At 72.2% G+C, this 12540-nt stretch carries 8 protein-coding genes; 2 read left to right on the top strand and 6 right to left on the bottom strand.

Annotated features, from left to right (window positions below):
- Positions 1-201: 201 nt before the first annotated feature.
- Positions 202-1869, top strand: a complete 1668-nt coding sequence (locus ACVV2G_RS00280) for a pyridoxal phosphate-dependent aminotransferase (protein ID WP_453840488.1) — start codon at positions 202-204, stop codon at positions 1867-1869.
- 18 nt (positions 1870-1887) lie between these two features.
- Here the strand turns inward: ACVV2G_RS00280 and ACVV2G_RS00275 are convergent, their stop codons facing one another.
- Both ACVV2G_RS00275 and ACVV2G_RS00270 read right to left on the bottom strand, forming a co-directional pair.
- Positions 1888-3321 (bottom strand): family 43 glycosylhydrolase, encoded by a 1434-nt coding sequence (locus tag ACVV2G_RS00275; RefSeq protein WP_453840487.1) that lies wholly within the window; start codon positions 3319-3321, stop codon positions 1888-1890.
- On the bottom strand, positions 3303-4271 hold the full coding sequence (locus tag ACVV2G_RS00270) for an arabinan endo-1,5-alpha-L-arabinosidase (protein ID WP_453840486.1): 969 nt from the start codon (positions 4269-4271) through the stop codon (positions 3303-3305). The genes ACVV2G_RS00275 and ACVV2G_RS00270 overlap by 19 nt, the downstream gene beginning before the upstream one ends.
- Before the next feature lie 354 nt (positions 4272-4625).
- On the opposite strand from ACVV2G_RS00270, the gene ACVV2G_RS00265 reads away from it, so the two are divergent.
- Positions 4626-7379, top strand: a complete 2754-nt coding sequence (locus ACVV2G_RS00265) for a glycoside hydrolase family 35 protein (protein ID WP_453840485.1) — start codon at positions 4626-4628, stop codon at positions 7377-7379.
- A 49-nt stretch (positions 7380-7428) separates the two neighbouring features.
- Here ACVV2G_RS00265 and arfA read toward each other — a convergent pair whose 3' ends face one another.
- From arfA to ACVV2G_RS00245, 4 genes are read right to left on the bottom strand one after another with little or no spacing between them, the layout of a single operon-like run.
- On the bottom strand, positions 7429-8934 hold the full coding sequence (gene arfA, locus ACVV2G_RS00260; protein ID WP_453840484.1) for an arabinosylfuranosidase ArfA: 1506 nt from the start codon (positions 8932-8934) through the stop codon (positions 7429-7431).
- Positions 8935-8964: 30 nt separating this feature from the next.
- Positions 8965-9825: a carbohydrate ABC transporter permease gene (locus ACVV2G_RS00255; RefSeq protein ID WP_453840483.1), complete on the bottom strand. Its 861-nt coding sequence runs from the start codon at positions 9823-9825 to the stop codon at positions 8965-8967.
- Complete coding sequence (locus ACVV2G_RS00250; protein ID WP_453840482.1) at positions 9822-10763, bottom strand: carbohydrate ABC transporter permease; 942 nt, start codon at positions 10761-10763, stop codon at positions 9822-9824. The genes ACVV2G_RS00255 and ACVV2G_RS00250 overlap by 4 nt, the downstream gene beginning before the upstream one ends.
- Complete coding sequence (locus ACVV2G_RS00245; RefSeq protein ID WP_453840481.1) at positions 10760-12118, bottom strand: extracellular solute-binding protein; 1359 nt, start codon at positions 12116-12118, stop codon at positions 10760-10762. Before ACVV2G_RS00245 ends, ACVV2G_RS00250 begins: the two co-directional genes overlap by 4 nt.
- Positions 12119-12540: the final 422 nt, after the last annotated feature.

Below are 12540 nucleotides of genomic sequence, written 5' to 3'. Positions count from 1 at the left end.
CCCGCGGGACCCGTGCCGGCCCGGCGGACCCGCCGGACCCAGAGGACCCAGAGGACCCAGAGGACCCGTGAGGGCCTGACCGCCCCGCGGAGGACACACTTCCTTCACAGCCGTTGAACGGCGCCGCGTTCCGCTCCGTATGTATCCGTATGCAATGGCGGCCCGCGCTCCCCGCGCGGGCCCCCACAGACGGAGGTCCACTTGTCCGGGAACGTCACCTCGCTGTTCCGCAGCACCGCGGCGCACAGCCCGTCGATGGCGGCGCTGGCGCGGGAGAGCGGCGGGGCGGGCGCCGGACCGGTGGACTTCTGCATCCCCTGCAACCCGTACTTCCCCACCCCGGCGATGTTCGACGAGATGGCCGGCCGGCTGCGCGACATCATCACGTACTACCCGAGCAGCGCCGACACCATCACCGCCGAGCTGTGCAGCCTGCTGCAACTGCCGCCGCAGTGCGTGGCGATGGGCAACGGCTCCACGGAGCTGATCACCTGGATCGACCACCTGCTGGTCCGCGAGTCCCTCGCCGTCCCCGTCCCCACCTTCGGCCGCTGGACCGACCAGCCGATGGAGACCGGCAAGCGGGTCGACATGTTCCCGCTCCAGGAGTCCGGCGGCTTCGCCCTCGACCTCGCGCGGTACGCCGAGTTCGTCCGGGCCAGAGGGACCCGGGCGGTGGTGCTCTGCAACCCCAACAACCCCGACGGGGGCTATCTGCACAAGCAGGCGCTCGTGCAGTTCATGGACGCGATGGCCGACCGGGACCTGGTCGTCGTCGACGAGTCCTTCCTGGAGTTCGCCGACGCGGAGGCGGAGCCCAGCGTGGTGCAGGAGGCGATGCTGCGGCCCAACGTCGTCGTCCTGCGCAGCCTCGGCAAGAACTTCGGCCTGCACGGCATCCGCTTCGGCTACCTGGTCGCCAACCCGGCGCTCGCGGGCCGGGTGCGCGCCATGCTCCCCAAGTGGAACCTCAACTCCTTCGCCGAGCACGTGGTTTTCATGCTGCGCGACCACGGCACCGAGTACGCGCAGAGCCTGCACCAGGTCCGCCGCGACCGCCTGGAGATGGCCGGCCAGCTGTCCGCGCTGCCGGGTCTGACCGTCTACCCCTCGCAGGGCAACTTCCTCTTCGTACGCCTGCCCGTGGGCGCCGAGGGCACCGTCGTCCGGGACCGGATGCTCACCGAGCACCGGGTCCTGGTCCGCGAATGCGGCAACAAGATCGGTTCGTCCAGCCGCTTCCTGCGTCTCGTGGTGCGCCCCCAGTCCGACGTGCGTCGCCTGGTGTCCGGCCTGGAGGAGGTGCTCTACGGGTCCAGGAGGGGGGCCGCCGTGCCCGAGCCCTCCGCCGGGACCGGCTACGGCTCGGGCACGGCGGTGGTGGACCGCCTGATGAGCCAGACCGACGGCGCGGGCCTGCGGGCGCTCACCGACCGGAGTGCCGGTGCCGGCGTCCCGGGGCCCGCCGCCGCTCCGGCCGCGGGCACGGGCACACCGCTCCCGGCCGCGGTGCCCGTCGCCCCGGCGGCGGCCGCCGTCGGTCCGATGCCGGTGCCCGCGGTCGCACCGCAGGTCCCGCAGCAGCTGCTCCCGCCACCGGCGCCGGTCCCCCAGCCGGCGCCGTACCCCGGGCCGGTGCCGGCCCCCCACCCGGCACCGGCCCCCCAGCCCATGCCCGCGCCGGCCCCCGCCGCCCCCGCGGCGCAGTACCCGGCGCCTCCCGGCCCCACCCCGCCCGGCGTCCCCGCCCGCGGCGGCCTGACGGCCGCCCAGGTCAGGGGCACCAACGGGCTGGAGTCGGTCCCGGCGACGGGCTGGCCGGGGCCCCAGGAGTGGCCGAACGCGGCGGACATGGGCCGGACCGGGTGAGGACCGGGGCCGCGCGTCCTACACCGGGTTCAGCCGCCACTGCTGGCAGGTGTTGTTCAGCCACGTCCACTGCCGTACGTCGGCGGAGTCGGCGGTGGAACAGTTCGCCACGTCGGCGACCTTGCCCGTGGCCCGGTTGACGATACGGACGTGGCCGCCGTCGGTGGCCAGGAACCGGAACCGCTGGCAGGTGTTGTCCAGCCAGGACCACTGGCGCAGGCCGGCGCCGTCCGCGCTGGAGCAGTCGGCGGTGTCCAGCACCTTGCCGGTGGCCACGTTCAGCAGCCGGTGCGTGTCGTCGCCGAGATCCTGCAACCGCCATCGCTGGTGGGAGCCGCCGTTGCAGGTGTACTGCGCCGCGTTCGCCCCGTCGGCCGTCGAGCCCCCGGTCACCTCCAGGCACTTTCCGCTGTTGCGGTTGGTCAGGGTGTAGGTGGCCCGGACCGCGGAGGGCTCGCCGGAGGGTCCCGCCGCGCTCGCCCCGAGCCGTACCGGTGTGCCGAGGTTCGGCGTGCCGTCGGAGTTCCAGGTGAACTTCTGCGCCCGGGTGGTCCGTCCGTTGTCGCAGCCGTCCGAGGCCGCGTCGTTGGCGTGGTAGACGATCCAGCTCTCGGTCCCGTCCGGCGAGGTGAAGAAGCCGTTGTGGCCGGGCCCGTAGACGCCGTTGCCGTCGCTGCGCTGGAACAGGGGCGTCGGCTTCTTCGTCCAGGAGGACGCGGACGTCGGATCGGATCCGGTCAGCTCCAGCTGCCCCAGCTTGTAGTCCGGGGTCCAGCAGCCGCTGGCGGAGTAGACCAGGAAGGTCCGCCCGCCCCGCTGGAGGATCTCCGGCCCCTCGTTGACCGGGGCACCGGAGCGCTCCCAGTCGTACGTGGGCCGGGAGACGGTGGTGAAGGAGGAGGAGACGGTGTACGGGTTCGACATCCGCGCGGCGACGACGTTCTGGGTGCCGTCGTGCGTGCTGCCGAAGAGGTACAGCTGCCCGCCGACCGTCGCCACCGTGGGGTCCAGCATCCAGGCGGAGTTGAGCTGCCCTCGGTAGGTGTACGGCCCCAGGGGGTCGGACCCGGCGCTCTCCAGCACATGGCTGCGCTGGGTCGGGTTGTAGTCGGAGACGTTCTGTCCGGCGACGTAGTACAGGTACCAGCGGCCGTTCAGGTAGTGCAGTTCGGGCGCCCAGATGTTGCAGCAGCGGGACGCCGCGTCGCCCTGCCACACTTGCACGCCGGGCGCGGTGGCGAGACCGGCCAGGGTCGGGGCCCTGCGGACGGTGATGACGTCGGTCCAGCTCGTCGACACCAGGTAGTAGTGGCCGTCGTGGTACGAGATCCAGGGGTCGGCGCCCTTCACGGACGTGACGGGGTTGGCGAAGGTGGCGGCGCTCGCGGAGGACTGGCCGAGCGAGCAGGCCAGGAGCAGCGCCGCCAGCAGGGTCAGTAGGCGACGGGCCATCCGCTGCTCCAGTTCAGGAGGTTGATGCCGAGCTTGGGGGTGCCGTTGTCGTTGCCGTCGTAGTAGTGGTAGACGATCAGGTCGCCGTCGACGTCGTTCATGATCGACTGCCCGCCGGGGCCGATGACGCTGCCGTGCGACTCCAGGACGGGCGTACCGCCGTTGTTGGTCATCGCCACCCCGTTCCTGTCGCGGTACGGCCCGGTGACGCTGGTGGCGCGGCCGACCTTGACCTTGTACGTGGAGCTGGTGCCGGCGCAGCAGGTGTCGTACGAGGCGAAGAGGTAGTAGTACCCGTTCCGCTTGACGATGTACGGGGCCTCGACGGCCTTGGTGCCGGTCGGGCGGGAGGCGAGCGAGTAGCGCCGGGTGTTGGTGGAGAGCTGCTTCCCGGTCGACGGGTCGATCTGGATCATCTTGATCCCGGTCCACCAGCTGCCGAAGGAGAGCCACCACGTGCCGTCGCCGTCGACGAAGAGGTTCGGGTCGATGGCGTTGTAGTCGCTGGAGGAGCCGGAGGTGTAGACGGTCCCGTAGTCGGTCCAGCTGCCGGGCAGGCCGGTGGTCGAGCCCGCCAGTCCGATGGCGGAGGTGTTCGAACCGAACGACGAGACCGAGTAGTACATCAGGTACTTGCCGCCGTGGTACGAGATGTCCGGCGCCCACGCCTCCGGGACGGAGGAGTACCGCGACCACCAGCTCGGACGGGAGGAGAAGGCGGCGGCGCCCGCGCTGAAGGCGGTGCGGTCGGAGGACGCCTTGCTGGCGATGCCGCCGCCGGTGGCGTACAGCAGGTACTGCCCCGACGAGGTGCGGATCATCGTCGGGTCGTGCGTGACGACGGAGCCGGTGACCCGGCCCGGGTTGGGGTACGCCGACGCCGTGGTCGGGAGGAGGGCCAGCAGGGCGGCGGCGGGGAGGGCGAGGAAAGCGGTTCTCTTGCGGCTCATGGGGAACGCTCCTTCGTGTTCGTCATCTCGAACATCGATCGCCTTTTCGGACGGGAACGTAGAATCGAACCCCTTGCGCGTCAATGGCCCGCGCAGCGATGGCAACCAACGTCCGGAAAACACCGCGTGCCGCGGGTGACACACCGGTGAATTCGGGACGGACGACCCTCGTCCCCCGTCGGCCGCCCCCGCCCGCGCCCTCGCCCCCGGGCACCAAGGCCGCTCCGCGCTCGCCCCGCACACATCACCGCAGGACGGGCACAGGGCGCACTTCGGCCATTTAACGCATCGCCGGTTCCTTGTGGAGAATGGCCCGGCAGCGCAGCAAGAAGCACGGCAACAGGAGAGGCTCCCTTGGAGCTCAGCAGGCTCGGCAGACGAGCGTTCAGCGCCCTCGCGGGCACCACCGTCCTCGGTCTCGCACTCGGCGGCAGTGTGAGCGGCCGGGCGCTGCCCGCCTCCGGCGCCTCCGGCCCCGTGCCCACCGGGCCGCCGCCCGGCCCGCCCGGCGCCGACGGCCTGCGCCACCGGGTCGCCCTGGACCGGTACAGCCTCCTGGTCGACGGCAGGCGCCTGTCCCTGTGGTCCGGCGAACTGCACCCCTTCCGGCTGCCGAGCCCGTCCCTGTGGCGGGACGTCCTGCAGAAGATGCGGGCCCACGGGTACAACGCGGTCGGTGTCCGCCTCGCCTGGAACCAGCACTCCCCCGCCCCCGGCGAGTACGACTTCACCGGCGTGCGCGACCTGGACCTGTTCCTGCGCACGGCCGCCGAGACGCGCCTGTACGTCGTCCTCCACCCCGGCCCGCGCATCGGCGCGGACGTGGACGCGGGCGGCCTGCCCGGCTGGCTGACGGCGACCGCCGGCCGGGCCGGGACCACCGACCCCGCGTACCTGCGCCACGCCGACGAGTGGCTGCGCCGCGTCAACGCCGTCGCCGCCCGGCACCAGTACACCCGCGGCACCGGCACCGTCCTGCTCTACCGGGTGGACGCCCCGCGGCGCGCCCACCTGTCCCGCCTGCACGACAGGCTCCGCGCCGACGGCATCGAGGTGCCCCTCCTGCACCCCGGCACCCCGGCCCCCTGGGCGGAGGCGGAGCACACCCGCGACGCCGCCGAGGCACGGCGCGTGCACCTGGCCCACCTCGCGCGGGGGGTCACCCTGCACACCGTCCGCACCGCGTTCGGCGGCACCTCCTGGGGCTGGCTGGCCGCCCCCTCCGCGCCCGCGCCCGCGTACGACCCCACCGCGGCGATCGACGCGGCGCGCCGGCCGACGGACCGGCTCGCCCCGCTCCACCAGCTCGGGCACCTCCTGCGCCACGTCCCCGACTTCACCCGGCTCGACGAGGCCCCCGAGGTCAGGGCCGCCGACGCCCGCATCCGGGTGCGGCACCTGGCCAACCCGGACACCGGCGCCCACGCGTACGTCCTGCGCAACGACTCCGCCACCGACGTCACGTCGACGCTGCCGATGGGCGGGGCCGACGTGGAGGTCACCGTCCCCGCCCGCGACGCCGGGCTGTACGCCACCGGGCTCCACCTCGGCTCGGGCCGGAAGCTGGCCCGGGCCACCGTGCAGCCCATGACGTCCCTGAGCGTCGGGCGGCTGGACGTCGCCGCCTTCGTGGGCCGGGCCGGGGAGATGGCGCACCTGGTGCTGGACTGCCCGCACGAGCCGTGGCCGACGCGGCTCGACGAGGAGGCGGCCTGGGCGTACGACCACGGCGAACTGCACGTGACGGTGCCCCTCGGCGAGAACCGGCTGACCCGGGTCCGGATCCGCAGCGGCGAGTCCGACCGCACCACGCTGCTGCTCCTCGCCGACGAGGCCGCCTCCCTGCGGCTGTGGCCGTACGAGACCCCGTCGGGCCACGTCCTCGTGCACGGCCCGGCGCTGCTGCGCGACGTCGCCCTGGACGGTGCCACGATCCGGCTGACCGGTGACACCGTCGAGGAGTGCGGTCTCGAGGTGTGGGCGCCCCGCGGCATCACCGACGTGACCTGGAACGGCGAGCCGGTACGGACGTCGGTCAGCCGCGCCCACAGCCTGCTGGCCACCCGGCGGCTGCCGGGCGTGCCCGAACCGGTGCCGCCCGCGCTCGACGGATGGCGGCACCGCGCGGAGAACCCCGAGTCCGCGCCGGACTACGACGACTCGGGCTGGAGGGCGGCCGACCTGCGGACGTCGCACAGCACGACTCCCGTGCCCGACGGGCAGCCCGTGCTCTTCGCCGACGACTACGGCTACCACTACGGGGACGTCTGGTACCGCGGCCGGCTCACCGGTGCCGCGGGCCTGGAATCGCTGTCCCTCGCCTACAGCACGGGTGCGCGGGGCCTGCTGATGGCCTGGCTGGACGGCGAACCGCTGGGCACCCACCGCATGAGCGGGGACGGGGACGGCACGGGCACGTGGACCGCCACGGCGGACTTCCGGCTGCCGGCGGCACCGCGGGAGGGCCCCGGCGCCGGTGACTCCCCCGTCCTGGCCGTCCTGGTCCGGCGTACCCAGCACGGCCAGGACGACCACCGCGCGGCCCGCGGGCTGGTGTCGGCCGCCTTCGCGGGGGCGTCGCCGAAGGTGCGGTGGCGGATCCGGGGCGCCGTCGCGCCCGACCCCGTGCGCGGGCCGCTCAACAACGGCGGGCTGTACGGGGAGCGGCACGGCTGGCACCTGCCCGGGTACGACGACGGCCGCTGGGAGGCGGTGTCCTTCCCCCGGGAGGGCTCCCGGGGCTCCCGCGAGGACCGGCGCCAGGGCGTGACCTGGTACCGGACGACCTTCCGGCTGGACGTCCCGCCGGAGGTCGACGCCTCGGTCGGACTGGTCCTCGACGACGCCCCGGGCGGTGACCACCGCGCCCAGGTCTTCCTGAACGGCTGGAACCTCGGTGAGTACGTGGCCGACCGCACGGGCGCGCCGCAGACCTTCGTCCTGCCGAACGGCATCCTGCGCACCCGCGCCGCCGCCAACACCCTCGCCCTCGCGGTCCTGTCCGGCGGCGAGGCCCCCGCGGGGCCGGGGGCGGTACGGCTGGAGCTGCTGGGCAGCGCGGCCGGAGGAGTGCCGGTGGAACCGGTCGCCTCCCCCGGCCGACGCTGACCCCGGCCCCGGACCGGGCGGACTCCGGACCTCGCCGGCCCCGGCCGCCTCAGCGCAGCCGGATCACGTTCCAGGACAGCGGCTCCAGGGAGGCGGACAGCCTGCCGTCCGCCAGGGCCGTGCCCCCGGCCGGGTGCGGGGCGACCCGCTCGGGCTCGGCCAGCGTGTTGCGGGCGTCGGGGTCGGCGTCCGCGAGGGCGCTGTGCTCGACGACCTCGGTCAGGTCCAGGCCGCTCAGGGCGACGTCCAGCGGCAGGGCCTCGGTACGGGAGCGGTTGACGGCGAAGACGGTGACCGAGCCGTCCTCGGCGCGCACCGCGGTGGCGTGCAGCAGGTCGGCCTCCCCGTACCTCTTCGTCTCGTACGTCGGTGAGTCGACCCGCACGTCGAGGACCTCGCCGCGGCCGTACCGCGAGGCCTGGGCGAAGGGGAAGAACGTCGTCTGGCGCCAGGCCGGGCCGCCCGGCTCGGTCATGATCGGGGCGATGACGTTGACGAGCTGGGCGAGGCAGGCGACGGTGACCCGGTCGGCGTGCCGGAGCAGGGCGATGAGCAGCGAGCCGAAGACGACCGCGTCGGTGACGCTGTAGTTGTCCTCCAGCAGGCGGGGGGCCTCGGGCCAGTCCAGGGCGCTCACTTCCGCCTGGGTCTTGGCCATGTACCAGACGTTCCACTCGTCGAAGGAGAGGTTGATCCTCTTCTTGGACTTGAGGCGGGCGCCGACGTGGTCGCAGGTGGCGACGACGTTCTCGATGAACGACTCCATGTCCACGGCGGAGGCGAGGAAGGAGTCGACGTCGCCGTCGAAGGGCTCGTAGTAGGCGTGCAGGGAGATGTGGTCGACCAGGTCGTACGTCTCCTGCAGGACCGTCGCCTCCCAGGCGGCGAAGGTCTCCATGGACTGGCCCGAGGAGCCGCAGGCGACGAGTTCGACGCCGGGGTCGATCTGGCGCATGGCGCGGGCGGTCTCGGCGGCGAGGCGCCCGTACTCCTCGGCGGTCTTGTGGCCGGTCTGCCAGGGGCCGTCCATCTCGTTGCCGAGGCACCACAGCCGGATGCCGAAGGGGTCCTTGTCGCCGTGCTCGGCCCGCAGGTCGGACAGGGCCGTGCCGGCGGGGTGGTTGGCGTACTCCTGGAGTTCGAGGGCCTCGGCGACGCCCCGGGTGCCGAGGTTGACCGCCATCATCGGCTCCGCCTGGGGGCCGATCTTCTTCAGGAACGCGATGTACTCGGACAGGCCGAAGCGGTTGGTCTCCGTGGAGCGCCAGGCCAGGTCGAGGCGGCGGGGGCGGTCGTCCACCGGGCCGACCGAGTCCTCCCACTTGTAACCGGAGACGAAGTTGCCGCCGGGGTAGCGGATGGCGGTGACGCCGAGTTCGCGGACGAGGTCCAGCACGTCCTGGCGCAGGCCCGCCTCGTCGGCGGTGGGGTGCCCGGGTTCGTGGATGCCGGTGTACACGCAGCGGCCGAGGTGTTCCACGAACGAGCCGAAGAGGCGGGGGTTGACTTCGCCGACGGTGAAGGCGGGGTCGAGGGTGAAGCGGGCGGTACGCATCTTTTCCTTTCGAGGGACTCTTCGGGGGCTCTACTGGCCGGCGAGGCCCGTGTGGGCGACGCCCGCCACGATCTGGCGCTGGAAGAAGACGAAGACGACGATCAGCGGCAGGCCCGCCATGAGGCCGCCGGCCATCAGCTGGGCCCACTGGATGCCGTAGGAGTTCATGACGGTCGCGATGCCGTTCGGCATGGTCATCAGGTCGGGGTTGTTGGTGACCATGTAGGGCCACAGGAAGTTGTTCCAGGAGCTGATGAAGGTGAAGATGCCGACCGCCGCGAGCGAGGGGCGCGAGAGCGGCACGATGATCGTGAAGAAGACGCGCCAGCGCCCGGCGCCGTCGATGAAGGCGGCCTCCTCCAGTTCGCGCGGGACGCCCTGGAAGAACTTGTAGAGGATGAAGACCATGGCGGCCGGCGCGCACTGCGGCAGGATCATGCCCCAGTAGGTGTCGACCATCCCCATCTGCTGGACCGTGGTGAACAGGGGGACGCCCAGGACGGCCGGGGAGACCATGAGGCCCGCCATCACCACGCCCATGAGCACGCCCTTGCCCCGGAACTCGGTGCGGGCGAAGCCGTATCCGGCCAGCGCGCTCACCAGGAGCACGATCGCCGTCACGCAGACGGAGACGACGAGGGAGTTCACGAACCAGTTGGTGATGTTGCCGGTCTCGAACAGGGCCGTCCACGCCTGGCCCGTCCAGTCCTCGGGCAGCCAGTGCGTCGGTACCTCGACGGCCTCGGTCTCCGACTTCAGCGAGGTGAACAGCGCCCACACGAGCGGGGAGAGGAACACCGCGGAGACGGCCGTGGCGAGGAGGGTGAGGACGATCTGGCTCGGCGTCCAGGGGCGGCGCGGGTCCTTGCGTACCTGTACGGCGGTGGTCATCGGCCGCCCTCCTCACGGTTGCGCAGCAGCCACATCCGCGCGAGGGCGACGGCCGCGATGAGCACGAAGAAGATGATGGAGATCGCGGAGGCGTAGCCCACGCGGTAGCTGGTGAAGCCCTGTTCGAGGGTGTACTGCACGAAGGTGCGGGTCGACTCCTCCGGGCCCGGCCCGAAGTCCTGCATCACGACGGCCTGGTCGAAGACCTGGAGCGAGGCTAGGATTTGGAGGGCGACGACCAGCCCGGTGATGTTGCGCAGCATCGGCAGCGTGATGTGGACGACGCGGTGCCGGGCGCCCGCTCCGTCGAGCTTGGCGGCCTCGTAGAGGTGGGCGGGGATGCCCTGGAGCGCGGCGAGGTAGAGCAGGAAGCTGAAGCCGACCGTCCACCACAAGGTGCAGATGACGACGGCGAGCATGGCGTACGACTTGTCGGTCAGCCACGCCGTGTCGAGGCCGAGGACGTGGTTGACCATGCCCGTGCCGGGGTTGAAGAGCCACTGCCAGAGGTTGGCGGCGACGGTGGACGGCAGCAGGAACGGCAGGAAGAAGCAGAGCCGCCACAGCCACTTGCCGCGCTCGATGTGGTGGGCCAGCATCGCGAGCAGGAGGGCGAGGACGGTGATGCAGGGCACCACCAGCAGCGTGAACCAGGCGCTGTGGCCGAGGGCGTCCCACATCAGCGGATCGTTCAGGGCTTCGCGGTAGTTGTCCAGGCCGACGAAGCGCGAGGTGTCGCCGGAGATGTTGGCGTCGGTGAAGCTGAGCCAGAGGCCGCGCAGCAGCGGCCAGACCACGAAGAGGACGAACAGCACGAGGAAGGGGGCGACGAACCAGCCCCCGTGCTGGAAGCCCTGCTTGCGGCGGACGGTCGCGCTCGCGGCGGCGGTCTTCGCGCGGGCCGGGCGGACGACGGTCTCGGCGCTGGTCGTCGTCATGCGACGGCACCTCCCTCGGCGGCGGTCTTCCCGTCCATCGGGTTCTTCGCGGCGAGGAGCTGGGCGAGCGTGCTCTTCATCCGGCGGGCCGCGGCGTCGGGCTTGGCGGAACCCAGCGTGGCGGAGACCACGATCGGGCCGACGCGCTGGGCGAGGATGCCGGTGGACCCGGCGAACCACACCTTGGGCTCGGTGGCCTGGTGGTCCATGGCCGAGACGTACTCGCTCTGGGGTTTCAGCTCCTTGTACGCGGCCGTGGACAGGGTGGGCGTGTGGGCGGGGATGTGGCCGCCGGCCGCCCACTGCCGCGCGTGCTGGACGACGTAGGCGGCGAGGCGGTGGGCGCCCTCGTTGGCGGCGCCGCCCCGGTCCGCCTGGTGGGGCAGGACGAAGGCGTGCGACTCGGCGTGGGTGGCCTGCCTGCCGAAGACGGGCGGCAGCGGCGTCGCCCCGTAGTCGATGCCCGCGCCGTCGAAGACCGGCACGGACCAGTTGCCCTCCCAGACGAAGGGGCCGCCGTTGACGAACTGCTCGGCGCCCGCGCCGCCCGCGAAGCCGGGGTCGGCGTACCCCTCGGTGATGTGGCGGCGCAGGAACTCCAGGACCTGGGTGGCCTTGTCGGTGTCGAAGGTGACCCGGGTGTTGTCGGCGCTGAACCAGGTGCCCCCGAGCTGGGTGTAGAAGGCCACGAAGAACCACCACTGGAAGTTCTGGTCGTTGACCCACAGCCCGATGGTCTGGACTCCCTTCCGGGAGGCGCCCTTGGCCTCCTTGAGCACGTCGAACCACTCGTCGGCCGACGTCACCGGGACCATCCGGCCGTCCGCGTCGAGCAGGCCCGCCTTCTTCAGCACGTCCCGGCGGTAGAAGCAGAGCTGGACGTGGATGTCGAGGGGGAGGGCGTAGAGCTTGCCGTCGATGACGGCGCGCTTCCACAGCGCGGGGTTGAAGTCCTGTTCGCGCACGCCGTACTTGGCGAGGAGGCCGACGTCCCAGGGGTCCAGGAGGCGGCCGGGCGAGAAGCCGGTGACCCGGCCCAGGTGCATGACGCCGAGGTCCGGCGCCCGGTTGCCCGCCGCGGCCATGGCGAGCTTGGTGTAGAAGGGGCTGCCCCACTGGAGGGTGGAGTCCTTCACGTCGATGCCGGGGTTGTCCTGACGGAAGGACTCCAGCATCGTGATCATGTTGTAGCCGTCGCCGCCGCTGAAGAGGTTCCAGTAGCGCACCCGGGTGTCCGCTCCGGAGGCGAGTGCGTCGGCTCCGGTACCGAGCGCCGCGAAGCCGAAGCTCCCGGCGACCGTCAGCCCGCCCATCGCGGCGAGCAGTTGCCTGCGGTCGAGGCCAGGTCGTCCCATGCCCTGCCCTATCTGCTCAGGGATATCCGCTCACACTTGTTCGAGATATCGAATATCGCTCGTAACTTCGAACGGGACCGTAGGTGTGAAGCGCGGGCGCGTCAATGGTTCGGGCAAGAACTCGGGCCGGGACTTTTCGCGCGCCTCCCCGCTCCACGCATCGCATGACGCGGACACATCCACCCGCGTAGGCTCGAACGGGCCTCGAGTGGAGCGGCGAGGGGGAGCGGGGGACACCATGGGGTACGCGCACGCGGCCGTGGGCCGGGCCTCGGCGCCGGGACCGTCCCGCGCGCCCCGCGCCACCCCGGCGTGACCCGGCGGGTCCGCCCGCGCCCCGGCGCCCGGGAACACCGCGGCGGGCGCCGAGGGGCCGCGCGGCACGCGGAACTGGCCCGGACGGCACCCGCCTTGGCATATTG

Source organism: Streptomyces sp. JK94 (genome assembly GCF_053613315.1).
Note: the sequence above shows the minus strand (reverse complement) of the source record. Positions and strands in the feature narration are given on the sequence as shown.

Excerpts from the sequence above, each read along its gene's own strand:
- ACVV2G_RS00275 (WP_453840487.1), bottom strand. The coding sequence starts at position 3,321 with ATGGCCCGTCGCCTACTGACCCTGCTGGCGGCGCTGCTCCTGGCCTGC.
- ACVV2G_RS00270 (WP_453840486.1), bottom strand. The coding sequence starts at position 4,271 with ATGAGCCGCAAGAGAACCGCTTTCCTCGCCCTCCCCGCCGCCGCCCTG.
- arfA (WP_453840484.1), bottom strand. The coding sequence starts at position 8,934 with ATGCGTACCGCCCGCTTCACCCTCGACCCCGCCTTCACCGTCGGCGAA.
- ACVV2G_RS00255 (WP_453840483.1), bottom strand. The coding sequence starts at position 9,825 with ATGACCACCGCCGTACAGGTACGCAAGGACCCGCGCCGCCCCTGGACG.
- ACVV2G_RS00250 (WP_453840482.1), bottom strand. The coding sequence starts at position 10,763 with ATGACGACGACCAGCGCCGAGACCGTCGTCCGCCCGGCCCGCGCGAAG.
- ACVV2G_RS00245 (WP_453840481.1), bottom strand. The coding sequence starts at position 12,118 with ATGGGACGACCTGGCCTCGACCGCAGGCAACTGCTCGCCGCGATGGGC.